At 71.3% G+C, this 24251-nt stretch carries 20 protein-coding genes and 1 pseudogene; 15 read left to right on the top strand and 6 right to left on the bottom strand.

The window, feature by feature from the left end:
- The 3 genes from nth to UWG_RS0106500 form a co-directional block, all read left to right on the top strand.
- Positions 1-837, top strand: an 837-nt coding sequence (gene nth / locus UWG_RS0106490; RefSeq protein WP_016906389.1) for an endonuclease III, incomplete at its 5' end; no start/stop codon positions are given.
- A complete protein-coding gene (locus UWG_RS0106495; RefSeq protein WP_029391220.1) occupies positions 834-1529 on the top strand; it encodes an NUDIX hydrolase in 696 nt (231 codons plus the stop codon). The genes nth and UWG_RS0106495, both read left to right, overlap by 4 nt.
- Positions 1530-1676: 147 nt before the next feature.
- Positions 1677-2873 carry a MarP family serine protease gene (locus tag UWG_RS0106500; RefSeq protein WP_016906391.1) on the top strand — a complete coding sequence of 399 codons (1197 nt, stop codon included), beginning with the start codon at positions 1677-1679 and terminating at the stop codon, positions 2871-2873.
- A 387-nt stretch (positions 2874-3260) separates the two neighbouring features.
- Here the strand turns inward: UWG_RS0106500 and UWG_RS0106505 are convergent, their stop codons facing one another.
- The 3 genes from UWG_RS0106505 to acs all read right to left on the bottom strand — a co-directional run bounded on the left by UWG_RS0106505 (position 3261) and on the right by acs (position 6886).
- Positions 3261-4196 carry an alpha/beta fold hydrolase gene (locus UWG_RS0106505; RefSeq protein ID WP_026328584.1) on the bottom strand — a complete coding sequence of 312 codons (936 nt, stop codon included), beginning with the start codon at positions 4194-4196 and terminating at the stop codon, positions 3261-3263.
- Positions 4193-4663, bottom strand: a complete 471-nt coding sequence (locus UWG_RS0106510; RefSeq protein ID WP_016906393.1) for a phage holin family protein — start codon at positions 4661-4663, stop codon at positions 4193-4195. Before UWG_RS0106510 ends, UWG_RS0106505 begins: the two co-directional genes overlap by 4 nt.
- Positions 4664-4924: 261 nt before the next feature.
- Positions 4925-6886 carry an acetate--CoA ligase gene (gene acs / locus UWG_RS0106515; protein WP_016906394.1) on the bottom strand — a complete coding sequence of 654 codons (1962 nt, stop codon included), beginning with the start codon at positions 6884-6886 and terminating at the stop codon, positions 4925-4927.
- A 463-nt stretch (positions 6887-7349) separates the two neighbouring features.
- On the opposite strand from acs, the gene UWG_RS0106520 reads away from it, so the two are divergent.
- On the top strand, positions 7350-8615 hold the full coding sequence (locus UWG_RS0106520) for a polysaccharide deacetylase family protein (RefSeq protein WP_420235615.1): 1266 nt from the start codon (positions 7350-7352) through the stop codon (positions 8613-8615).
- 39 nt (positions 8616-8654) lie between these two features.
- Here UWG_RS0106520 and UWG_RS0106525 read toward each other — a convergent pair whose 3' ends face one another.
- Positions 8655-9635, bottom strand: a complete 981-nt coding sequence (locus UWG_RS0106525) for an ATP-binding protein (protein ID WP_016906396.1) — start codon at positions 9633-9635, stop codon at positions 8655-8657.
- A gap of 105 nt (positions 9636-9740) precedes the next feature.
- Here UWG_RS0106525 and UWG_RS0106530 point away from each other — a divergent pair, with 105 nt between their 5' ends.
- Positions 9741-10571, top strand: a complete 831-nt coding sequence (locus UWG_RS0106530) for a Fic family protein (RefSeq protein WP_016906397.1) — start codon at positions 9741-9743, stop codon at positions 10569-10571.
- 309 nt (positions 10572-10880) lie between these two features.
- On the opposite strand, the gene UWG_RS0106535 is transcribed toward UWG_RS0106530, so the two are convergent.
- Positions 10881-11738 (bottom strand): HAD family hydrolase, encoded by an 858-nt coding sequence (locus tag UWG_RS0106535; RefSeq protein ID WP_016906398.1) that lies wholly within the window; start codon positions 11736-11738, stop codon positions 10881-10883.
- Between the two features lie 461 nt (positions 11739-12199).
- Here UWG_RS0106535 and ssd point away from each other — a divergent pair, with 461 nt between their 5' ends.
- The 7 genes and pseudogenes from ssd to UWG_RS32010 all read left to right on the top strand — a co-directional run.
- Complete coding sequence (ssd, locus tag UWG_RS0106540) at positions 12200-13342, top strand: septum site-determining protein Ssd (RefSeq protein ID WP_050988517.1); 1143 nt, start codon at positions 12200-12202, stop codon at positions 13340-13342.
- On the top strand, positions 13339-14565 hold the full coding sequence (locus UWG_RS0106545; protein ID WP_050988518.1) for a TadA family conjugal transfer-associated ATPase: 1227 nt from the start codon (positions 13339-13341) through the stop codon (positions 14563-14565). Before ssd ends, UWG_RS0106545 begins: the two co-directional genes overlap by 4 nt.
- Positions 14552-15412 carry a type II secretion system F family protein gene (locus UWG_RS0106550; protein WP_237720003.1) on the top strand — a complete coding sequence of 287 codons (861 nt, stop codon included), beginning with the start codon at positions 14552-14554 and terminating at the stop codon, positions 15410-15412. The genes UWG_RS0106545 and UWG_RS0106550 overlap by 14 nt, the downstream gene beginning before the upstream one ends.
- 207 nt (positions 15413-15619) lie before the next feature.
- The gene (locus tag UWG_RS0106555; RefSeq protein WP_237720004.1) at positions 15620-16195 is read left to right on the top strand and encodes a type II secretion system F family protein; all 576 of its coding nucleotides are present in this window, start codon (positions 15620-15622) and stop codon (positions 16193-16195) included.
- Positions 16196-16399: 204 nt separating this feature from the next.
- Entirely contained in the window at positions 16400-16579 is a 180-nt protein-coding gene (locus UWG_RS32005; RefSeq protein ID WP_272943180.1) for a DUF4244 domain-containing protein, read from the top strand.
- A gap of 235 nt (positions 16580-16814) precedes the next feature.
- Complete coding sequence (locus UWG_RS33585; RefSeq protein WP_016906404.1) at positions 16815-17141, top strand: TadE family type IV pilus minor pilin; 327 nt, start codon at positions 16815-16817, stop codon at positions 17139-17141.
- Positions 17041-17391: pseudogene (locus UWG_RS32010) on the top strand (Rv3654c family TadE-like protein); the annotation flags it as partial. The gene UWG_RS33585 and the pseudogene UWG_RS32010, both read left to right, overlap by 101 nt.
- A 189-nt stretch (positions 17392-17580) precedes the next feature.
- On the opposite strand, the gene UWG_RS0106570 reads toward UWG_RS32010, so the two are convergent.
- A complete protein-coding gene (locus tag UWG_RS0106570) occupies positions 17581-20019 on the bottom strand; it encodes a DEAD/DEAH box helicase (RefSeq protein ID WP_078495598.1) in 2439 nt (812 codons plus the stop codon).
- 188 nt (positions 20020-20207) lie between these two features.
- On the opposite strand from UWG_RS0106570, the gene bldG reads away from it, so the two are divergent.
- From bldG to UWG_RS0106585, 3 genes are all read left to right on the top strand, one after another.
- Positions 20208-20549, top strand: coding sequence for an anti-sigma factor antagonist BldG (gene bldG / locus UWG_RS0106575; RefSeq protein WP_019547857.1), 342 nt, complete (start codon positions 20208-20210; stop codon positions 20547-20549).
- A 134-nt stretch (positions 20550-20683) separates the two neighbouring features.
- Positions 20684-21118, top strand: a complete 435-nt coding sequence (locus UWG_RS0106580) for an ATP-binding protein (protein WP_016906407.1) — start codon at positions 20684-20686, stop codon at positions 21116-21118.
- Positions 21119-21751: 633 nt separating this feature from the next.
- Positions 21752-24151, top strand: coding sequence for a sodium-translocating pyrophosphatase (locus UWG_RS0106585; RefSeq protein WP_016906408.1), 2400 nt, complete (start codon positions 21752-21754; stop codon positions 24149-24151).
- The last annotated feature ends 100 nt before the right edge of the window (positions 24152-24251 follow it).

The raw sequence follows: 24251 nt of genomic DNA on the forward strand, positions 1-24251 counted from the left end.
GCCCCAGCGAAGAAGGCGACGGCGGCGAAGTCCGCAGCCGGAAACGGCCGCCCCCTGGAGTCCCGGACCGTACGGGCCGGCCGCGCCGAGCGGATCAACTCCGAGCTCGCCGAGGTCTACTACTACGCGCACCCCGAGCTCGACTTCGAGAACCCCTTCCAGCTCCTCGTCGCCACCGTCCTCTCCGCCCAGACGACCGACCTGCGCGTCAACCAGACCACCCCGGCCCTCTTCGCCGCCTACCCCACCCCCGAGGAGATGGCGGCCGCGGACCCGGAGCGGCTCGAGGAGCTGATCAGGCCCACCGGCTTCTTCCGCTCCAAGGCCCGCTCGCTCCTCGGCCTCGCCGCCGGGCTGCGGGACGACTTCGGTGGCGAAGTCCCGGGCACCGTCGAGGAGTTGGTGAAGCTCAAGGGCGTGGGGCGCAAGACCGCCTTCGTCGTCCTCGGCAACGCCTACGGTGTCCCCGGCCTCACCGTGGACACACACTTCGGCCGCCTGGTGCGCCGCTGGCGCCTCACGGGGCAGACGGACGCCGAGAAGGTCGAGGCGGAGATCTCGCAGCTCCTGCCGGAGAGCGAGTGGACGATGTTCTCGCACCGCACGATCTTCCACGGCCGCCGCGTCTGCCACTCCCGCAAGCCCGCGTGCGGCGCCTGCCCGATCGCGGAGGTCTGCCCCTCGTACGGCGAGGGCGAGACGGACCCCGAGAAGGCGAAGAAGCTGCTGAAGTACGAACTCGCCGGGCAGCCGGGCCAGCGCCTCAAGCCGCCGCCGGAGTACCCGGGGCTGCCCGCACCGCCGCTCGGCGGCTCGTCGTCGGGGGGCGCGGCGTGAACGCGGCGCACCCCGCGGGGAGTTGCCCCGTCGAGGTCACGGAGGCGGGGCTGCCGGGATGGCTGCACCCGGTGGCGGAGGCGGCCCGGTCGGTGCAGGCCGGCCAGTTGAGCAGCTTCCTCCCGCCCGAGGACGGAGGCGGGCGCCCCTCGGCGGTGCTGGTCCTCTTCGGCGAGGGCGAGCAGGGCCCCCAACTCCTCCTGATCCAGCGGGCGTCGAGCCTCCGTTCGCACGCAGGGCAGCCGTCCTTTCCGGGCGGTTCCCTCGACCCGGAGGACGGCGACCCGAAGGGGGAGGGCCCGCTGCGTGCCGCGCTCCGCGAGGCGGAGGAGGAGACGGGACTCGATCCCTCGGGCGTGCAGGTCTTCGGCATCCTGCCGAGCCTGTACATTCCGGTGAGCCGCTTCGTCGTCACGCCGGTCCTCGGCTGGTGGCGGCGTCCCAGCCCGGTGGACGCCGTCGATCCGCGGGAGACGGCGCGCGTCTTCACGGTCTCCGTCAGGGAGCTGACCGATCCGGCCAACCGCGCGACGGCGGTTCACCCCGCCGGACACACGGGCCCCGCGTTCCTCGTAGGATCGGCGCTGGTCTGGGGGTTCACGGCCGGCGTGATCGACCGGCTGCTGCATTACGCGGGGTGGGAGCGCCCCTGGGATCGGGAGCGAAAGGTTCCGCTCGACTGGCAGGCGTGAGCGCGGGTACGTCCTGCGCGCACCGCCCGTGAGAGGGTGTCGCTGCTCCAACCCTGCCGCTCCCGGCGTCCACCGCCGCCTCGGGCCGCCGCCCGTGCGTACTCGGGAGCCCTGCTGTGACGGCGAGTTCAAGGCGAGGCTGATTCGGTGAACGTGCTGGACGTACTGCTTGTGCTGGCGGCTGTCTGGTTCGCCTGGGTGGGGTATCGCCAGGGCTTCGTCGTCGGCATCCTCTCGGTGGTCGGGTTCCTCGGCGGAGGACTCGTCGCCGTCCTCGTACTGCCGGTGCTCTGGGACCAGTTCAGCGGGCAGGAGCCGGGGACGTTCGGGGCGGTCGCCGCGGTGGTCGTCGTCATCCTGTGCGCCTCCGTCGGCCAGGCGTTCACCACTCATCTCGGCAACCGCCTGCGCGAGCACATCACCTGGTCCCCCGCGAAGGCCCTCGACGCGACGGGCGGCGCCGTCGTCAACGTCGCGGCGATGCTCCTCGTCGCCTGGCTGATCGGCTCCGCGCTCGCGATGACGACGCTGCCCACCCTCGGCAAGGAGGTCCGCGACTCCAAGGTCCTGCTCGGCGTCTCGCAGGTCGTGCCCGAGCGGACGAGCATCTGGTTCGCCAACTTCTCCTCGGTGCTGGCGAAGAACGGCTACCCGCAGGTCTTCGCCCCCTTCTCCAATGAGCCGATCACCGAGGTCCGCGCTCCCGACGCGAAGCTCGCCGACAGCGCAGTCGCCGTGCGGGCGCAGCGCTCGATCGTCAAGGTCGTGGGGACGGCGAGCAGTTGCGACAAGGTCCTCGAAGGGACGGGTTTCGTCTTCCGGCAGGGGAAGGTGATGACCAACGCGCACGTCGTCGGCGGCGTGCAGGAGCCGACGGTGCAGGTCGGGGGCGAAGGCCGCCCCGTCGCCGCCCGGGTGGTGCTCTACGACTGGGAGCGGGACATCGCCGTCCTCGACGCCCCAGGACTGCGAGCCCCCGCGCTCCGCTTCGCCGAGGGCGAGGCGGGAAGCGGGGACGACGCGATCGTCGCCGGCTTCCCGGAGAACGGCGCCTACGACGTGCGCCCGGCCCGCGTCCGCGGCCGGGTGCAGGCCAACGGGCCCGACATCTACCACAGGGGCACGGTGGGCCGCGACGTCTACTCCCTCTACGCCGACATCCGCCAGGGCAACTCGGGCGGACCGCTGCTGACGCCCCAAGGACGCGTCTACGGCGTGGTGTTCGCGAAGTCCCTCGACGACTCGCAGACGGGATACGCGCTCACGGCGGAAGAGGTCAGCGAGGACGTGGAGCTGGGCGCCACGGCGAACACGCCTGTAAGCCCTCAGAGTTGCGCCATGTGACCGCGACCGTCCTGCGCTCCGGGAGCCGCAAGTACGCGCAACGTCGGAGCAGTTGACAGAGCGGTGCCTCAGCGGCCGCCTGGCCCCGGCATGTGTCGAAGCCGCGCGCCCACCCAACGCGCCCTGCGGCGGAGAATCCGAGGAATGCCCAGCTCGGAGTAGGGGCGCGGCGGCGGAAAGATCGGCGGAACTACCCCCGCCCGCCCGCTCGTTCCCCTGGGTCGGCTGCGCTTGCGTGCCACGTCACGGTAGTCGTGCGTCCAGCCCATACCGGGCTCTCTGCCCGCGCTCCAAGGTCGGTAACCGCCGTTGGCGCAGCCGATTGTCCTATGCGCGGGGCACGTGTAGCGGGCGAGAGGCGACGCTCAGTCACCGCCGAACAGTGGGTCAGCGGTCGGGCTCGGGGTCCTCGAGCCAGTGCAGAAGTTCGGAGGTGAACCCCTGTGGATCCTCCTCGTGCGGCCAGTGCCCCAGACCGTCGAACAGCCGCCATCGGTACGGCGCTTCGACGTAGACACCGGAGCCGGCCGCGCTCCGCGTACGCAGCACCGGATCGAGCGAACCGTGGAGGTGGAGGGTGGGCACCCGGACGGGCCGCTTCATCCTGCGGTTGAACTGGAACCCGTCGGGACGGGCCATCGAGCGCACCATCCAGCGGTACGGCTCGATCGAGCAGTGGGCCGTCGACGGAACGCACATCGCGGTGCGGTACCGCTCCACCGACTCGTCCTCGGCGGCGCCCGTCATCCGCGGCCCCGACCACTCCCGTATGAGCCTGCCGACGAGCGCCCCGTCCTCGGCGACGAGCTGCCGCTCGGGTATCCAGGGCCGCTGGAACCCCCAGATGTACGACCCGGCCGCCGTCTGGCGCATGTCCCCGAGCATCGCCGCTCGCCAGCGCCTCGGGTGCGGCATCGACGCGACGGCGAGCCGCCTGATGAGCTTCGGCCGCATGACGGCTGCCGTCCATGCGAGGTACCCGCCGAGGTCGTGCCCGACGAGAGCGGCGTCGGGCTCCCCGAGGGAGCGGATGACGCCCGTGACGTCGAGCGCGAGGTTCGCCGGGTCGTAACCGCGCGGGGTGCGGTCGCTGCCGCCCACCCCGCGCAGGTCCATCGCGACGGCGCGGTATCCGGCCTCGGCGAGCGCCGGGAGCTGGTGGCGCCACGTCCACCAGTACAGCGGGAAACCGTGCAACAGCAGGACCAGCGGGCCCTCGCCCATCTCGGCGATGTGGAACCGCGCACCGTTGGCGGCCACCTCCCTGTGGGTCCAGGGGCCTTCGGGTCTGATGACTGACGCCGGGCTCGCTGCGAGTGTCATACCGACGAGCGTGTCACATGCCCGGCCTCGGAAGGCGCGGCGTCTGCCTGCCCGGCGGAGCGGGGGTGCGGCTTCGCCTTGGAGAGCACGGCGGCCGTCTCCTTCGCCGAGGCGATCGAACGCTGCGGCCCCTCGCTCTTCTTGATCTTCCGGAACTTCAGTGCGGCCCAGGCGAGGAGGAGGAGCGCCAGCACGATGATGGCGCCGCCCACGATCAGGAACGACCAGGCCAGCCCGAGCCCGAGGTTGTGGATGCCGTATGCGGCGGCGAAGCTCAGTACGGGGAGCGCGAAGAGCAGCAGCACCCCCGCCGCGACCGCGGCTCCGCCGCCGAGCAGCCCGCGCTTGACGTCCTGCCGGATCTCCGCCTTCGCCAGCGCGATCTCGTCGTGCACCAGCGCCGACAACTCGGTGGTGGCCGCTGAGACCAACTGCCCGAGGCTGCGGCCCTCGTCGGCTGCGCTCATCCCTTACTCCCTCTTCCGTCGAGACTGCCCGGGGTCGCGGCTGTCGTGGCTGTTCGGCACGTGCCGGATCATCCTCCGTCACCTCGTGCCCGGTGGCCACTCCGGCGAGCTTACGGTGTCGTTTCGGGAGCCTACGGTCTCATCCCCTGCGGTGCCGCGGGGGCGCCGGCGTCGCTCGTGCGGAACCTGAGGCCGCGTCAACAAGCGGCGAGGGGCGCCCGGCTCGTGCCGGGCGCCCCTCGCCGTCGTCGGTCCAGCGGTTCAGTCCTCGCTCGCCGCGCCCGGCAGCTTCGCCTGGATCAGGTCCATCACGGAGGCGTCCGTCAGCGTCGAGACGTCCCCGAGCGTGCGCTGCTCGGCGACGTCCCGCAGCAGCCGGCGCATGATCTTGCCGGAGCGCGTCTTCGGGAGCTCGGCCACGGGGAGGATCTGCTTCGGCTTCGCGATCGGCCCCAACTGCTTTGCCACGTGTGCCCTGAGCTCCTCGGTGAGCCCCTCGGCCTCGGCCGCGTCGCCGCGGAGGATGACGAACGCGCAGATCGCCTGCGTCGTCTGCGGGTCGGTCGCGCCGACGACGGCGGCCTCCGCGACCGAGGGGTGCGAGACGAGCGCCGACTCCACCTCGGTGGTGGAGATGTTGTGCCCGGAGACGAGCATGACGTCGTCGACGCGGCCGAGGAGCCAGATGTCCCCGTCCTCGTCCTTCTTGGCGCCGTCGCCGGCGAAGTAGCGGCCCTCGAAGCGGGACCAGTAGGTGTCGATGAACCGCTGGTCGTCCCCCCACACGGTGCGCAGCATCGACGGCCACGGCTCGGTGAGCACGAGGTAGCCCCCGGAGCCGTTGGGCACCTCGTTCGCCTCGTCGTCCACGACCGTCGCGCTGATCCCCGGCATCGCCACCTGCGCGGAGCCCGGCTTCGTCTCGGTGACGCCGGGCAGCGGGCTGATCATGATGCCGCCCGTCTCCGTCTGCCACCAGGTGTCGACGACGGGCGTGCGGTTGCCCCCGATGTGGTGCCGGTACCAGACCCACGCCTCCGGGTTGATCGGCTCGCCGACGGAGCCCAGCACGCGCAGCGAGCTGAGGTCGAACTTGGCCGGGATGTCGTCGCCCCACTTCATGGAGGCGCGGATCGCGGTGGGCGCCGCGTAGAGCAGCGTCACGCCGTACTTCTCGACGATCTCCCACCAGCGGCCCTTGTGCGGGGTGTCGGGCGTGCCCTCGTAGAGCACCTCCGTGGCGCCGTTGGCGAGCGGTCCGTAGACGATGTACGAGTGGCCCGTCACCCAGCCGACGTCCGCCGTGCACCAGAAGACGTCGCTCTCGGGCTTGAGGTCGAAGACGGCGTGGTGGGTGTAGGCGACCTGCGTGAGGTAGCCGCCCGTGGTGTGGAGGATGCCCTTCGGCTTCCCCGTCGTGCCCGAGGTGTAGAGGATGAAGAGCGGGTGCTCGGCGTCGAAGCTCTGCGGCGTGTGCTCGTCGGGCTGGCGGTCGACCACGTCGTGCCACCAGACGTCGCGGCCCTCGGTCCAGGAGATGTCCTCCTGCCCGGTGCGCCGGACCACGAGGACGTTCCGCACCTCCTCGGTGCCCGGCTTGGTGAGCGCCTCGTCCACCGCGGGCTTCAGCGCGGAAGCCCCGCCCTTGCGGTACCCGCCGTCGGCGGTGATGACGACGCGCGCGTCGGCGTCCTGGATGCGTGCGGCGAGGGCGTCGCCGGAGAAGCCGCCGAAGACGACGGAGTGCGGGGCGCCGACCCTCGCGCACGCCAGCATCGCCACGACGGTCTCGGGGATCATCGGCAGGTAGATCGCGACGCGGTCGCCCGCCTTGACGCCCAGCTCCAACAGCGCGTTGGCGGCGCGCGAGACCTCCTTCTGGAGGTCGGCGTAGGTGAGGGTGCGGCTGTCGCCGGGTTCGCCCTCGAAGTGGATCGCCACGCGCTCGCCGTTGCCCGCCTCGACATGGCGGTCGACGCAGTTGTACGCCGCGTTGAGCTTGCCGTCGGCGAACCACTTGGCGAACGGGGGGTTGCTCCAGTCGAGAGTCTCCGTCGGTTCCTTGCTCCAGCTCAGGCGGCGCGCCTGGGTCGCCCAGAAGCCCAGACGATCGGCCTTCGCCTGCTCGTAGGCCGCCGCGTCGACGTTGGCGTGGGCAGCGAGGCCGGCGGGTGGTGCGAACCTCCGCTCCTCTTTGAGCATGTTGGCGATGGCTTCGCTCATGGTCGGCTCCCGGCGTCTCGAATGGTTTAGACCAGTTTCGAATGCTCTTTGACCGGCGGGGAGTTGGTCAACCCCCGCCGCCGCCGATCCTGGCACTACAGCCGCCCCGGGTACAGGCGTCCAGGGAGAAGAGGGGCGTGTCGGGTGCGGGCGCTGCCGCCGCCGGCGAACGGCGCCCGTTCCGCCCGGAAGCGCCGCCCCCGTCCACCTGCTGCCCGCCGTGGGGTGGGCGGGCGACGCGGCTCCTCCGGCGAAGTGGCGTGACCGCTCGAGTACCCCCAAGTAGCAGCTTGCTGAGGGTGGTTCGTGGCCAACGGACCGAGGAGCTCCGAAGGGCGGCTCCTCGCTCCTTCGTCTCAAGGAGTGAATAATCATTCCAGACAGCTTGTCGTATTTATTCCGGAATCATCCCGTGCCACCTTGATCGGCAGTCAACTGCCACCACGGCGGAACGGGGTGACCGATGCAAGCCAGGCTGAGACGGCATGCAGGGCGTACGACAGGGACCGCGGCACTGGCGGCCGCGACCGCCCTGACCGTGTTGCTGAGCGGGTGCGCCGACCAAAAGGGAACCGAGGACAAAGTCGCGCCCAAGGAGAAGCCGAACCAGCGGCCGCAGCTGCTCGGCGACGGGTCGACGGCGCGCATGGGCGCCCAGCCGCTGCAGCCGACCCCGCGCAAGCTCGCCCCCGGCAAGAAGCCGCCGCAGTTCGTCGTCTTCTCGTGGGACGGCGCGGGCGAGGACGGAAAGAAGCTCTTCTCCCGGTTCCTGCGGGCGGGCAAGAAGTACGGTGCCTCGCAGACCTTCTTCCTCAGCGGCCTCTACGTGCTCCCCGAGAAGAAGTCCAAGCGCTACTCGCCACCAGGCCACGCGCAGGGCGCCTCCGACATCGGCTACCTCGGCAACGACCACGTCCGCTCCACGCTGCAGCAGGTCAACAAGGCATGGCTCGCGGGCAACGAGATCGGCACCCACTTCAACGGCCACTTCTGCGGCCCGACGGGCGTCGACAGCTGGTCCGTCGACGACTGGAAGAGCGAGATCCGGCAGGCGAAGTGGTTCGTCAAGAACTGGAAGACGACGACGGGTTGGAAGCGCGCCGCACCCCTGCCGTTCGACTACGACCGCGAGCTCGTCGGCGGCCGGACACCCTGTCTGGAAGGCCAGAAGAACCTCCTGCCGGCGGCGAAGCAGATGGGATTCCGCTACGACTCGAGCGGCAACGGCACCCAGGTGTGGCCCGGCAAGAAGCACGGCCTGTGGGACATGCCGCTCCAGCAGGTGCCCGTGCCCGGCAGGCAGTTCGAGACCCTCTCCATGGACTACAACTTCCTCGCCAACCAGTCCGGCACCGTCGACGGTCCGGTCGAGAAGCGGCAGGAGTACGGCAGGCAGATGCGGGACGGCCTGCTCAAGGGCTTCGAGCGGGCGTACACGGGCAACCGTGCGCCGTTCGTCGTCGGCAACCACTTCGAGGACTGGAACGGCGGCGTCTACATGGACGCCGTTGAGGACGTCATGCGCCGGGTCTGCACGAAGCAGGAGGTGCGCTGCGTCTCCTTCCGGCAGCTCGCCGACTGGCTCGACGCGCAGGACAAGTCGGTGCTGAAGAAGCTGCGTTCGCTGAAGGTGGGCGAGAAGCCTGCCGACGGCTGGTCGTCCTTCCTCGAGGGCGAAACGCAGCGCGAGCCCGGGAAGCGCCGCCAGGGTCAGCAGGCGGCGGGCTGACGGCGGGTGCGGGGCGCCTCGCCGGCGCCCCGCACCGGGTCACGCGGGTTGGGGAGCCTGCTCCCCGAGGACGAAGTCGGGGTCGACCTGCGCGGCGAGGTCGGTGCCCGTCCTCTCGTTGCCCCAGCTCTGCGCGTTGCGCAGGTGGAAGTGGATCGTCTGCCGCGTGTAGCGGCCCCAGTCGCGGTGGTCGTACGCGGAGTCGGCTGCCGCGTGCAGTTCGTGGAGTGCGCGGGAGTTCTCGGGCTCCAGCTCGGAGAAGGGGAGCGGCCTTCCCTTCTCCAGGGCGCGCACCCACGCGGAGTGGCCGAAGGAGACGAGGAGGTCGTCTCCCACCTCCTCGCGGAGGAACTCGACGTCGTCCTCGCTCTGCACCTTGTTGCCCAGGACGCGCAGGGAGACGCCGAAGTCCCGCGCGTACTCCTTGTACTGGCGGTAGACGCTGACGCCCTTGCGCGTGGGTTCGGCCACGAGGAACGTCATGTCGAAGCGGGTGAACATCCCGGACGCGAAGGAGTCGCTCCCCGCCGTCATGTCGACGACCATGAACTCGTCGCGCCCGTCGACGAGATGGTTGAGGCACAGCTCCACCGCGCCGGTCTTGGAGTGGTAGCAGGCGACGCCGAGATCGGACTCGGTGAACGGCCCGGTGGCGAGGAGGCGCAGCGAGCCTCCGTCGAGCTCCACGCGGCGGGCGCAGGCGTCGTAGATCGGGTTCTCCTCGGTGAGACGGAGGAGCCTGGAGCCGTTGCCCGGCGGGGTCGTCTTGATCATGGACTCCGCCGACGCGATCCGCGGGTTCTCCCCGCGGAGGTACTCCTTGATCAGGCGGAGTTGGCCGCCCAGCGCGGGGAGCGCGGCCGCCTCCTCCTCGTCGAGCCCCAGTGCGGCAGCGAGGTGCTGGTTGATGTCGGCGTCGACAGCGACCAGCGGCAGGTTCTGAGCGGCGAGATGGCGGAGGAAGAGGGAGGACAACGTCGTCTTCCCGCTGCCGCCCTTGCCGACGAAAGCGATCTTCATGTTCAGCAGGGTATGCGGCGGGGGCAGTCGGATCTCGGCACCGAGTGGGGAAGACCACTCGATCGTGCGGCATCGGCGGTGCGGCCTGTGCGTAGGGTCGGACGCATGACAAGCAGCGCTGCCCCCGCAGACCCGCTCGCCGCGCTCGGCGAACTGCCCGGCGTCCCGGAGCCGGTCGCCTCCGTACGCAAGGCCGTCGACCGGGTCTACGGCCACCGCGTGATGCGCCGTCGCTCCAGCGAGGTCACCGGTGAGGCGGCGCTCCGCGGCGCCCGGGCATCCGCCGCGCTCGACGGGACCGACTGGGCGCTCGAAGAGGTGCGCAGGCGCAGCGACTTCGGCAGCGACCCCGAGGCCCGTACGGTCGGCGCCGCGCTGCGCGCCACCGCCGAGTCCGGTCAACTCCTCGACGTCTGGAAGCAGTCGCCGCTGCGCGTGCTGGCGCGGTTGCACCTGGTGGCAGCGGGCGGGGCCGCCGCCGACGACAGGGTGGGGCGTCCGCGTCGCGCCGGTGAGCCCGTGGAGGGTTCCGAGTTCGGCGTAAGCCTGCCGGAGGCGGAGGAGGTGAGCGCGCGGCTCGACGGCCTCGCCGACCTCGTCGTCCGCGGGACGGCCGCTCCGGCGCTCGTCACCGCTGCGGTGGTGCACGGGGAACTCGTGGCGCTGCGGCCGTTCGGCTCGTACAACGGCGTCGTGGCGCGGGCGGCGGAGCGGCTGGTGCTGGTGGGCAGCGGGCTCGACCCGAAGTCGATCTGCCCCGCCGAGGTCGGCGCCGTCGAGCAGGGGGCCGACGCTTACGCCGAGGCACTGCGCGGCTACGCGTCGGGCCGGCCCGAGGGGGTGGCGGGGTGGATCGCCTTCTGCGGACGCTCCGTCGAGCTGGGGGCGCGTGAGAGCACCGCGGTCTGCGAAGCGCTTCAGCGCGGGGCCGCCTGAGCGGCCACAGGCGGAGGCTCGCGCTGCAGCGCGAGCCTCCTGGCTCGTCCGGCGGGTACCGGTGCGTCTGCCGTCGGTCGGTCGGGACTTCGCCCGAACGAAGGACCAGCCCGTTCCGTGGGCCTGGGCGTCGCGTGGATCCCGCCGGGCGGGCGGGACGGTCCGTGGGGCCGCTGCGTCTCTCGCGCCTGCGGCATCCTCCCGGATGTCGTGGGTCTCGCGGGCCGCTGATTCCTTTGTACCGCTCGGGGACGCGGGGTGGAAGGGGGATCGGGCGACGTCAGGTTCGCGGGCGAAAGGTTGCCTCTTCTACCTCCGCGGGAAGGGCAGCGCCCGCAGGAGATCCGGGCGCCGTTTGCTCGTGTACCAGACGAGGCCGGCTGCCGTCGCTGCTGCTCCCAGGGCCGCCGCCGTCACCGTCAGGACCGAGCGCGGCGGCAGGCGGAAGTCCGGGATGCGCTGCTTGAGGCGCACGGGGCGCGAGAAGGAGAGGACCGGCCAGTCGCGGACGACGGCCTCCTTGCGCAGGGCGCGGTCCGGGTTGACGGCGTAGGGGTGGCCGACCGCCTCGAGCATCGGCACGTCGGTCGCGGAGTCGCTGTAGGCGTAGCAGCGGGAGAGGTCGTACCCCTCCGACTCGGCGAGCTCGCGGAGGGCCTCGGCCTTGGTGGGGCCGTAGGCGTAGTACTCGATCTCGCCGGTGTACCGGCCCTCCTCGACGACCAGGCGGGTCGCGACGGTGCGGTCGGCGCCGAGGAGCTCGCCGATCGGCTCGACGACCTCCGAGCCCGAGCTGGAGACGATCACCACGTCCCGGCCGGCGAGGTGGTGCTCCTCGATGAGGGAGGCGGCCTCGTCGTAGATGAGCGGATCGATGAGGTCGTGGAGCGTCTCCGCGACGATCTCCCTGACCTGCTGGATGTTCCAGCCGCGGCTCAGGGCCGAGAGGTACTCGCGCATCCGCTCCATCTGGTCGTGGTCGGCTCCACCGAGGAGATATACGAACTGCGCGTAGGCAGTGCGCAGTACGGCACGGCGATTGATCAGGCCACCTTGGTAGAAGGACCTGCCAAAGGTGAGCGTGCTCGACTTCGCAATGACCGTCTTGTCCAGATCGAAGAAGGCGGCTGTCCGGGGTAGCGAGACGTTTTCCACGGAGCCGAGCATAGGCGCCAACCATTCGGCGTAAGGTGGGGCGCGTGGGTTTGCCTGAGAAGGCTCTCGGGTACACCATGGAAGTCACGGATCGTTCGCGACCGTGCTAACCCGGTCCGACTCCTCCCCCCCCGAGTCGGCCGTGGAGACGACCCCCGCTCTCCCCCCCGGCGGGGGTCGTCGCATGTCCAAGGGGTTTTTTGCTCTCCGGGACCCTTGCGCCGGGCGGAGCCTCTTCCGTCGTTGATCGTTTGCAGGCCGTCCGAGGACGCCAACTTCGTCACTCGCTGTAATTGGAGTGATGCTCTCCGGATGGCCCTCGCAAGGGTGACGAAGTTTTCCACAATCCCCGGGTTGTCCACAGTTCTCGACCATGATCCACGCGATATTCGGGATGCCTGCACAGTGATTCCCGGCGGCGCCCCAGGGCGTTTGCTCAAGCGAGTACACATGGCGGGGAGCGGGGCTGGAGCATGGCCGAAAACATTCTGATTGTCACGGAGGACGAGGTCCTTCTCGATGACCTACTGCGACTCTGCGCAGCCGCCGGCACCAAAGCGGATGTGGCCCATGGGGCTCCTGCGGCCCATTTGGATTGGTCGAGTTGGGGAGGAGCCGTCTCCTGGGAGCGGGCTCCGCTCGTATTGGTGGGGGACGACTGCGCAAAAGCGCCCGGGCTCGGGGGAGTTGCGGAATGCGGTGCGCGCGGCGCCCGTCGTCGCGCCGGAGTGCTCCTCGTCGGACGGGACCTCGACGACTCGGGCGTCTGGGAGCGCGGGGCGCGGATCGGCGCCGAGGGCGTCGTTCTTCTTCCGGACGCCGAGAGCTGGTTGACGGGGCGTATCGCGGACGCGGCCGAAGGGATCGGCGAGTTCGCGCTGACGGTCGGTGTCGTGGGCGGCCGGGGCGGCGCGGGCGCGTCGACCCTCGCGTGCGCCCTTGCCCTCACCGCCGTGCGGATGGGGCAGCAGACGATGCTGATCGACGGCGACCCGCTGGGCGGCGGGCTCGACGTTCTGCTCGGCGGGGAGCGCGCGAAGGGGCTGCGCTGGCCGGCCTTCGCGGACTCCCGGGGGCGGGTGGGCGGCTCGGCGCTCGCCGAGTCGCTGCCGCGGATGCACGGGCTGCGGCTGTTGAGTTGGGACCGCGGGGAGTCCGTCGTGGTGCCTCTGGAGGCGATGAAGGCGGTCCTCTCCGCGGCTCGCAGGCGGGGCGGCGTTGTCGTCGTCGACCTGCCGCGGCGGATGGACGAGACCGTGGCGGAGGCGCTCGTCCAGTTGGATCTGGGGCTCGTCGTCGTGCCGGCCGAGCTGAGAGCCGTGGCCGCAGCGCACCGGATCTCCTCGCGCGCCCGGCTCGCCGTCCCCGACCTGCGGGCAGTGGTGCGGACGCCGGGAGGACCCTCAGGTCCCAGGCCGTACGGCCCTGGGCTCGACGAGAGCGAGGTGGCGCGCCTGCTGGGCCTGCCGCTCGCCGGTGAACTCCCTTGGGAGAAGGGCCTCCTGGAGTACGTCGACCGGGGCCTCCCGCCGGGGTGCGAGGAGGGTGGCGCGCTTGCGAGGTTCTCGCGGGAGTTCTGGAAGCGGACGCTGAGCGAAGGGGGTGCGCCGGAGTGAGGGGGCGCCTTGCCAGGGAGCGGGCCGCGCCGGCGGCAGGTGCGCTCCTGGACACGGTGCGGCGGCAGTTGGCGGAGGCCGGTACGGAGCCGACGCCGGCCGGCGTCGCTGCCGCGTTGCGTGCCCAAGGGCGGCTGCTCGGGGACAGCGCGGTACTCGACGTCGTGGACAGCCTCCGCTCCGAGATGGTGGGGAGCGGCCCGCTCGAACCGCTGCTCGCCGAACCGGACGTAACGGACGTGCTGGTCACGGCGCCCGACCAGGTCTGGGTCGACCGAGGCGGAGGGCTGCACCTCACCGAGGTGCGGTTCCCCGACGCAGCGGCGGTGCGTCGCCTCGCCCAGCGGCTCGCCACCTCCGCCGGCCGTCGTCTCGACGACGCGCGACCGTGGGTCGATGCCCGACTCCCCGACGGCACGCGCCTGCACGCTGTCCTGCCGCCGGTGGCGGTCGGCTCCACCTACCTCTCGCTGCGCGTCGTGCGTCCGCGTGCCTTCACTCTCGAGGAACTCGTCCGAGCGGGGACTCTTCCGGCCGGCGGTGACGACCTGCTGCGCTCCGTACTCGATGCGCGGCTCTCCTTCCTCGTCACCGGTGGCACGGGCTCGGGAAAGACCACGTTGCTCAGCAGCCTGCTGGGGCTCGTAGGGGTGGGGGAGCGGATCGTCCTCGCCGAGGAGGCCGCCGAGCTGCGCCCAGAGCACCCGCACGTCGTCAGGCTGGAGGCGCGGCCGGCGAACCAGGAGGGGGCAGGCCAGGTGGAGCTGCGCGATCTCGTGCGGCAGGCCCTGCGCATGCGGCCCGACCGACTCGTCGTCGGCGAGGTCCGCGGCGCCGAGGTGACCGAGCTGCTCGCCGCGTTGAACACCGGGCACGAGGGCGGGTGCGGGACGTTGCACGCCAACGCGGCCGTCGACGTGCCCGCCCGGCTGGAGGCGCTGGGAACGGCCGGAGGGCTCGATCGGGCTGCGCTCCACAGCCAGTTGGCGGCGGCGCTCGACCTGGTCGTCCACCTCGTCAGGGGGCGTGACGGGCGCAGGCGGGTCGCCGAGGTGCACGTGCTGGATCGGCTCTCCGACGGCCTGGTGTGCACGCGACCGGCTGCGGTGTGGGACGGAGGGGGCCGCGGCTTCGCGCCACAGGAGGGATGGGCGGACCTGCAGCGTCGGTGCGCTCGTGCGGTGTCGGAGCGGGGCGGCGGGAGGCGGCATGTCGACGGGTGAGCGTGTGCCGGCGTCCGGGAGAGCGGGCGGCATCCGGTCACCTCGGGGGACGAGCGAAGGCAGGGCCCGCGGGCTGTTCGTCTCCGAGGAGGAGCAGTTGGACGCGTGGCCGCGTCGCTGGTGCGGGCGTGCGCTGGAGCTGGTGCGCACCCGTGGCGGCCCCCAACTGCTTCCGCCGGCTGCGGGGTTGGCTGTCGGGGTGCTGAGCAGTTCGTGGCTTCCGTTGCTCATCGGGGCTGCCTGCGTGCCGTTGGCAGCACGGTGGTTGCGGAGGCGGCTCCTCGTGCGCGGCGCCGAGAAACGAGAGGAGGAGGTGATCGAACTCTGCAGCGTGGTCGCGGGGGAACTGCGGGCGGGCCGGCCGCCGGCGCAGGCGCTGCTGGTGGGGATCGAGCTGGTCGGCCACGGTGAGGAGAGCGGTTTTCTCGGGGGCACGGCGGTGCCGGCTGCCGCCCGCTTCGGCGGCGACGTGCCCGAGGCACTGCGGGAGGCGGCCCGCACGGAGGGGGCGCAGGGACTCGGCGGTTTCGCCGCGTGCTGGCAGGTCGCCGTCGACGGGGGTGCCGGGCTCGCTCGGGCGTTGGAGCGAGTGGGCAGCTCCCTCCGGACGGAGCGGGAGCAACGCGAGGAGCTCCGGGCGCAGTTGGCGGGGCCGTGGGCGACGGTCGTGGTTCTCGCGATGCTGCCTGCGCTGGGGCTCGTACTCGGGAGCGCCATGGAGGCCGACCCGCTCGACGTTCTGTTCCACACCTCCTCCGGCCTCGTCTGTCTCCTGCTCGGCGGCCTCTTCGAAGGAGTCGGCCTCTGGTGGACGTGCGCGATCGTACGAGCCGCGGAACGGGGGTGAGTCGTGTTCGGGGAAGTGCGGGGCCTCGCTCAACTCTGGGGCGCGGGTGCCGGGTTGGTGGCGGCCGGAGCGGTGTGGGCGCTTTTCGGGAGCTGGCGGGAGAGCTGCGGACGGCGGAGGTCGGGGCGCGTGATCCCGGTGGACCGGCCGGAGGGCAAGGAGGCGAGGCAGGGCTCTGGTGAGCAGTCCGGACGGAGCATTCGCACCTTGGCTGCGCTGGGAGCCGGGGCAGGTGCCTGCGCCCTGGTCGGCGGCTGGTCGGGCGTGCTGGCCGGCGTGGTGGTGGCGTGGGGCGTCCAGTGGTGGTTGAGACGGCGGGTGTCGGATTCGGAGAGGGAAGAACGCGAGGAGGTGGCTCGCCAACTGCCCCTCTGCGCCGAGCTTCTGGCCGCGTGTCTCGCGGCCGGTTCGGGACCGGCCGGGGCTGCGGAGGCGGTTGGACGGTCGATCGGTGGCCCGGTCGCAGGGTTGTTGGGGCAGACGGCGAGGGAGCTGCGTCTCGGCGAGGAGCCCGCTCTCGTCTGGGAGCGGTTCGGCTCCGTGCCGGGCGGAGGACGACTCGCACGGTGCATGGCACGCGCGGGAGAGGCAGGCGTTCCGGCCGCGGAGACGGTGAGTCGGCTGGCGGCCGAGCTGAGGGCCGCTGGCGCGCGGCGCGCGGCGGTTCGGGCGCGGCGTGCCGGGGTCATGGTCACCGGGCCGCTGGGGCTGTGCTTCCTGCCTGCCTTCGTGGTGGTCGGTGTGGTGCCTGTGGTGTTGGGGCTGGCCAGGACGCTGGTCTGAGGTGGCCCGAAGGGACGCTGTGCCCGCGGGTCCAGGGAAGAGAACGGGGAAGAGCGGATGCGAGTACGTCGAGCAAAGGGTGCGTGCCTGGTGGCGGCACCGGTACGGGTCACGTCGTGCGGCGCGTATGTCGGCGAGCGCGGGCGGTTGGTGCGCGTCCTGGGCGCTCAGTGGGGGGTGGCGTCCCGTCGCCCGCGGCTGCCGGTGCGCCTGGGAGGAAGCCCGAGGTTGGGCGGCGAGGCCGGCATGAGTACGGCCGAGTACGCCGTCGGCACACTGGGCGCGGCGGCCCTCGCCGCGGTCCTCTACCAGGTGGTCACAGGGGACTCGGTGACGGGAAAGATCGAGGAGCTGATTGCGGGGGCTCTTCGTGCACCGTTCTGACGTCGTGCACCTTTCTGACGAAGGTACGCAGACCGCCGGTGAGGAGGGTCCGCCCTGCCTCCGCAGGACCGCGGCGTCCGAGGTGCGCAGGGCGGCGAGACGCCGCAGAGCACGGTCGCGCACCCCGCGTCGTCGCCCCGGACGGGAACGCAGGGGCCGGGTGCCGTCTCCCGGACGTCGGCAGCCGTGCCAGGCGGGGCGGCCGGGCGGAGGGAGAGGTCGCGAGGGCGGTTTCGTGACCGCCGAAGCAGCCCTCGTGCTACCGGCGTTGGTGATCGTCGCCGCGGTACTGCTCTGGGGGCTCATGGCGGCTGCCGCGCAGATCAGGTGCGTCGATGCTGCGCGGGCGGGCGCCCGAGCAGCAGCACGGGGCGAGGCCGACGACGGCGTACGGAAGGCCGTGCGTACTGCTGCCCCGGCAGGCGCGGTCGTGGAGACGGCGAGAGAGGGGGAGTTGCTGCGTGTGCGAGTCAAAGCGAAGTCGGCAGGGCCGGGGCCGCTTGCGGTGGAACTCGGCGCGGACGCGGTGGCGTTGGCCGAGTCGGGCGTCCCTGGGGGATGAGAGGGGCGCGGCCACCGCCTGTGCTGCGGTCTGCTGTCTGGCCCTGTGCTTCCTCTTCGGGGGCGTGTTGATGCTCGGGCAGGCCGTCGCGGCCCGTCATCGGGCCGGCGCCGCCGCAGACTTGGCCGCCCTCGCCGCGGCGGAGCGCGCGCTGGAGGGTGGTGCGCGGGCCTGTCGGACGGCGCGTCTGGTCGCGTCGGCACAGCGGGCCGAAGTGGTCGCGTGCACGGTGCAGGGCGAGGTCGCCGACCTCACCGCGGTGGCCCGTGCCGGGCCTTACGCGCCCGTGGCGAGGGCGCGTGCCGGACCGCGCGAGGCCGCGGTGGCCGGCGGGACTCCAGGGCCGCGCGAGGAGTGGGCGCCTGGGCTAGGGGCCGTCGTCCGGCCGCCGTCGGGAGCCCGTCCGTCACCGGCGGGCGCGTTTGCAGATGCGGCTCAGTCAGTCGCAGCGCGTGCCGGTGTCGACGCCTTGCCGAGCACCGGAGTTGATGAGCTCGGTGAGCAGGTTCACGGCGCCGCGTTTGTGGAGGGGATCGTTCCCGTTCCCGCACTTCGGCGACTGAATACAGGAAGGGCACCCCGACTCGCACTCGCAGGCGGCGATGGCGTCACGGGTCGCCGTGAGCCATTCCAGCGCGGTGCGGAAGCCGCGCTCGGCGAAGCCGGCGCCGCCGGGATGTCCGTCGTAGACGAAGACGGTGGGGAGAAGCGTGTCCGGGTGCAGCGGAAAGGAGACGCCGCCGATGTCCCAGCGGTCGCAGGTGGCGAAGAGGGGCAGCATGCCGATCGACGCGTGCTCGGCGGCGTGCAGGGCACCGCCGAGGATCTCCGATTCGACGCCGGCCGCGTCGAGTTGGTCGTCCGTCATCGTCCACCAGACCGCCCGCGTGCGCAGCGTGCGCGGCGGCAGGTCGAGCTTGCTCTCGCCGAGCACCTCCCCCGTCACCAGTCGGCGTCTCAGGTAGGAGACGACCTGGTGGGTGACCTCGACGGAACCGAAGCACAACCGTCCCTCGCCCCAGGGGAGTTCGGTCTCGGTCTCCAGGACCGACAGCGAGGTGGTGTCCCTGGCCATGGTCGTCCAGGGCGGGTCGGAGCGTTCCACGAGCGCTGCGGAGCCCTCCAGATCCAGCTCGCGGACGACGTACGTCCTGCCCTGGTGCAGATGGACGGCGCCCTCGTGGACGGTGGTGTGGGCGGCGCCGGCGTCGACGGTGCCGAGCAGCGTGCCGGTCCCTTCTTCGACGACCTGTACGGGGCGTCCGCCGCTGCCGCGGATGTCGACAAGGTCGGCGGGCCGCTCCCTGCGCGTCCAGTACCAGGACGAGCCGCGGCGGCGCAGCAGGCCCTGCGCACCGAGCTTCTCGGTGAGTTCGGCGGCGGAGGGGCCGAAGAGTGCGGAGTCCTCGTCGGCGAGCGGTTTTTCGGCAGCCGCGGCGCACAGGTGAGGAGCGAGGACGTACGGGTTGTCCGGGTCGAGGACGGTCGACTCCACCGGACGGTCGAAGAGCGATTCGGGGTGGTGCACGAGATAGGTGTCGAGCGGGTCGTCACGCGCGACGAGGATGGCGAGGGCTCCCTGCCCGTCCCGTCCGGCGCGCCCCGCCTGCTGCCACAGCGAGGCGAGAGTGCCGGGGTAGCCGGTGATGAGGACGGCGTCGAGTCCGGAGATGTCGACACCGAGTTCGAGGGCCGTGGTGGCCGCGAGCCCCAGCAGTTCGCCGGAGTGGAGCTTTGCTTCCAGCGCCCTGCGCTCCTCGGGAAGGTAGCCGCCGCGGTACGCCGCGACGCGGGGCGAGGGCACCGCGGCCCCGCCGGACACGCCGGTCGGGGAACCGAGCCGCTCCTGAGCGATGAGGGAGATCAACTCGGCCCCGCGGCGGGAGCGTACGAACGCCACGGTGCGGACGGCCTGCTCGGCGAGGGCGGTGAGGAGCGACGCCGACTCCGCGGTGGCGGTACGTCTCACCGGCGCGCCGCCCTCGCCCTCGTACTCGGTGAGCGGCGGTTCCCAGAGCGCGAAGACGGTCTCGCCTCGGGGTGAGGCGTCCTCGGTGACCTCGGCGACGGGCAGCCCGGTCAGCCGCGCTGCTGCGGTGGCGGGTTCCGCCGTGGTGGCGGAGGCGAGGACGAAGACGGGTTCCGATCCGTACCTCGCGCACAGGCGCCGGAGCCGGCGGACGACCTGGGCGACGTGCGAGCCGAAGACGCCCCGGTACGTGTGGCACTCGTCGATGACCACGTAGCGCAGGGCGCGCAGGAAGGAGGACCAGCGCGAGTGCGCCGGGAGGATGCCCCCGTGCAACATGTCGGGGTTGGTGAGGAGGAAGTTGGCGTGGAGCCGCGCCCAGTCCCGTTCTTCGGGCGCGGTGTCGCCGTCGTACGTCGCCGCGCGGACGGCTGTGCCGAGCGGCTCGGCGAGTTCGCGTATCGCGCGGCGCTGGTCGGCGGCGAGGGCCTTGGTGGGGGAGAGGTAGAGCGCGGTAGCGCCCCGTCCGTTGGGTGCTTCGGAGCCGTCGAGGAGGCTGGTGAGCGTGGGGACGAGGTAGCAGAGGGACTTCCCGGAGGCGGTGCCCGTGGCGACGACGACCGATTCGCCTCGTAGGGCGTGGTCGATCGCGGTGGCCTGGTGTTCCCAGGGGCGGTCGACGCCGGATCGGCGGACGGCGTCGATCACTTCCGGCCGGATCGGCCCGGGCCATTCCGCATGGCGACCGGCGCGAGGGGGCAAGTGCTCCGTATGGGTGAGGCGCGCAGCGCGGTCTGACCCTGTAGTGAGACGATCGAGCACGCCGCGAGGGTCGCCACGGCGGACCGTGCCGCAGGACACGGCCGGTGGGCGTACGGTCGCGGACCGTGGGTGCTGTTCGAGGGCCATCGGTACGAGTGTGTCACCGGCGTGACGGACAATGACCGCAAGGCGTCGTACTCGCCTACTGGTAAGTGATTGAATGCCTCTGCGGCTGCCGATCCGTCCCCCGCTTCGGGGGGCACCTCTCGCTGTCAGGCAAGGGGGAGGGAGGACCGAGGGGGCGGACCGCTCGATAGCAAGGTGCTGGAGGTTCCGTGGACCTGTCCCTGTCGACCCGTACTGTCGGTGATCGCACGATCGTCGAGGTCGGTGGCGAGATTGATGTGTACACCGCGCCCAAGCTGCGTGAGCAGCTGGTGGAGCTCGTGAACGATGGCAGCTACCACCTCGTGGTGGACATGGAGGGTGTCGACTTCCTCGACTCCACCGGTCTCGGTGTCCTCGTCGGCGGGCTCAAGAGGGTCCGGGCGCACGAGGGCAGCCTGCGCCTCGTCTGCAACCAGGAGCGCATCCTCAAGATCTTCCGGATCACGGGCCTCACCAAGGTGTTCCCGATCCACGGTTCGGTCGACGAGGCCGTCGCCGCCACGGACTGAGTTCCCGTCGCTCCCTGCGCCGACGCGTCCTGCCGCGCAGCGGTGCGGCAGGACGCAACACCGGATGCAGGGAGACCGGGCGGGTTTTCGCCCGGCCCCCTGCCGCCCAGACTGGAAAGACCGAAGGGGATGGCATGGCCACCGTCGAACTCCGTTTCAGCCCGCTCCCGGAACACGTCCGGACGGCGCGGTTGGTGGCCGCCGCGGTGGCGCGGCGCGCAGGGGTGGACGAGGCGGTGCTCGACGAGGTGCGGCTCGCGGTCGGTGAGGCGTGCACGCGCGCCGTCGCGCTGCACTCCGCCCAGAACCTGAGCAGCCCGGTCCGCGTCGCGCTCGTCGAGGACGAGAAGAAGTTCTCGATCGAGGTCGGTGACAGCGGGCCGCCCCCGCAGCCCGCCGAGTCGCTGCCGACCGAGCAGCCCGCGTCGGCGCCCGAAGAGGAGGGCGAGGGGGAGATGGGACTCGCTGTGATCAGCGGCCTCGTCGACGACCTGGAGGTCGGCGCCGACGACGAGGGCGGGCTGATCAGAATGAGCTGGCCCGTCATCCCCGATGAGGAGCCCGTCTAGCGCTCCACCGTGCAGTCAGCCCCCGGCCGCCCCGGCGCCGGGGGCTTCGTTGTGCGCCGGGATCTGTGGGGCGGGGGCCGCCCTCGAAGGGCGACGCGTGCCCGGTCGCTGCCCGCGGAGCCACCGAGGAGGCGGTACGGCACGGGTGCGCCACGCCCTGGAACGCTCGTCGTCGCCACCACGACTCACCCGCGACAAGCACGCGTTGGCCCGCCGCGGCTTCAACCAGTGGCGTGGAACCGGCGGTTGAGCCGAGCCCCGAGCGATCGTTCCACGCCGTCCCGCCGGCCACGTCAGCAGCACACGCCCCGGGCGGCCTGACGCCGACCCGGCCCGGGACCGCTCCCGGCGAGAAGCGTTTTTCCTGCGCGCACGCCTATTGCGACCAGGGGCAATCCGGCAATAGGAGATCACCGAACTGATCATTTCTCCGGCGTCAGTTGAATTCGGTGTTTACCCCGTGCGAGCGATTTTTCGAGGGGCACAACCCCCTAACCACGCAGGTCGAGCCGGATTCCCGTTGCAGCGCCCTGTTTTGATCAGGAACTGATCCCTACAATCCGTCAACATCTTTGCAGCAGGACGCCTGAGCGTGCTTGCGCGCGCCCATGTGCCAAACGTCAAGGAGGACGAATGGCGGGGCACTTCAGCCCACTTCAGAACCCCCAGTTCTTGGCCGATTCCGCAGAACTGACCACAGGCAACCGCAGTTTGGTGATCGTCATCGCCGTGGTCGCGCTGGCAGCGCTCGGAGTCGCCCTAGTGCTGGTGCGACAAGTACTCGCAGCCGGTGAGGGCACCGAGTCCATGAGGAAGATCGCTGCGGCGGTGCAGGAGGGCGCGAACGCCTATCTCGCACGCCAGTTGCGGACCCTCGGCATCTTCGCCGTGGTGGTCTTCTTCCTGCTCCTGCTCCTCCCGGCCGACGATATGACCCAACGCCTCGGCCGTTCCCTCTTCTTCCTGGTGGGCGCCGCCTTCTCGGCCGCGACCGGCTATGTCGGAATGTGGTTGGCGGTGCGCAGCAACGTCCGCGTGGCGGCTGCCGCCCGCGAGGCGACACCGGCGGAGGGAGAGCCCAAGACCGACCTCACGGCGGTCTCCCACCGCGCGATGAAGCTCGCCTTCCGGACCGGAGGCGTGGTCGGCATGTGCACCGTCGGCCTCGGCCTCTTCGGTGCCGCGTGCGTCGTCCTCGTCTACGCGGCGGACGCGCCGAAGGTGCTGGAGGGCTTCGGCCTCGGTGCGGCGCTGATCGCGATGTTCATGAGGGTCGGCGGCGGCATCTTCACCAAGGCGGCCGACGTCGGCGCCGACCTCGTCGGCAAGGTGGAGCAGGGCATCCCCGAGGACGACCCGCGCAACGCGGCGACGATCGCCGACAACGTGGGCGACAACGTCGGCGACTGCGCCGGCATGGCGGCCGACCTCTTCGAGTCGTACGCGGTCACCCTCGTCGCCGCCCTGATCCTCGGCACGGTCGCGTTCGGCGACGTCGGCCTCGGCTTCCCGCTGATCGTCCCCGCGATCGGTGTGGTGACGGCGATGATCGGAATCTTCGTCGTGGCACCGCGGCGCTCCGACCGGAGCGGGATGACCGCGATCAACCGGGGCTTCTTCGTCTCGGCGTGCATCTCGATCGTCCTCGTGGCGATCGCCGTCTTCACCTACCTGCCCAGCAGCTACGCCGAGCTGACGGGCGCCGAGGCCGCGCTCCAGCAGCACGACGGCAACCCGCAGGTGCTCGCACTCGTCGCCGTCGCGATCGGCATCGTGCTCGCGGCGCTGATCCAGCAGCTCACCGGGTACTTCACGGAGACGAGCCGGCGTCCGGTGCGCGACGTCGGCAAGACGTCGCTCACCGGCCCGGCGACGGTGGTGCTCTCCGGGTTCTCGCTCGGCCTCGAATCGGCCGTGTACTCCGCCGTGCTCATCGGGCTCAGCGTCTACGGCGCCTTCCTGCTCGGCGGCACCTCGGTGATGCTGGCGCTCTTCGCGGTGGCCCTCGCGGGCACCGGGCTCCTCACGACCGTCGGCGTGATCGTGGCCATGGACACCTTCGGCCCCGTCTCCGACAACGCGCAGGGCATCGCCGAGATGTCGGGCGACGTGGAGGGCGAGGGCGCGCAGGTCCTCACCGACCTCGACGCCGTCGGGAACACCACGAAGGCGATCACCAAGGGGATCGCCATCGCGACGGCGGTGCTCGCGGCCGCGGCGCTGTTCGGTTCGTACAGCAGAGAGATCAGCGAGGCCGTCTCCAAGTACAACGTCTCGGTGGGCAGCGAGTTGGGGCTGAGCCTCGACATCGTCCAGCCCAACAACCTCGTCGGGCTGATCCTCGGCGCGGCCGTGGTCTTCCTCTTCTCCGGGCTGGCGATCAACGCCGTCTCGCGTTCGGCCGGCGCCGTCGTCTTCGAGGTGCGGCGGCAGTTCCGCAGCAAGCCCGGGATCATGGACTACTCGGAGAAGCCGGAGTACGGCCGCGTCGTCGACATCTGCACCAAGGACGCGCTCAGGGAGTTGACGACACCTGGGTTGCTCGCCGTGATGGCGCCGATCTTCGTCGGGTTCACGCTCGGCGTGGGCGCGCTCGCCTCGTTCCTCGCGGGTGCGATCTGTACCGGCATCCTGATGGCCGTCTTCCTCTCCAACTCCGGTGGCGCGTGGGACAACGCGAAGAAGCTGGTCGAGGACGGGCACCACGGCGGCAAGGGCAGCGTGGCGCACGAGGCGACGGTGATCGGCGACACGGTCGGCGACCCGTTCAAGGACACCGCGGGCCCGGCGATCAACCCGTTGCTCAAGGTGATGAACCTGGTCGCTCTCCTGATCGCTCCGGCCGTGGTGAAGTTCAGCTACGGCTCGGACGCGAGCATCGGCACGCGCATCCTGATCGCGGTCGTCTCGATCGCCATCATCGTCGGCGCCGTCTACGTCTCCAAGCGGCGCGGCATCGCCGTGGGTGACGAGGGCGAGGGGTCGGACGCGGATTCCGTGACGAAGCCCACCGATCCGGTCGCGGCTTCCTGAGCCGTACCGGGGCTGTGACTCAACACACGGGCGGACGCGGCGAGTTGCTGCCGCGTCCGCCCGTTCTGCCGGGTGGCACGGGCGTCGAGGGCGCACGGGA

Source organism: Streptomyces xiaopingdaonensis (assembly GCF_000262345.1).
Classification (GTDB): domain Bacteria; phylum Actinomycetota; class Actinomycetes; order Streptomycetales; family Streptomycetaceae; genus Streptomyces; species Streptomyces xiaopingdaonensis.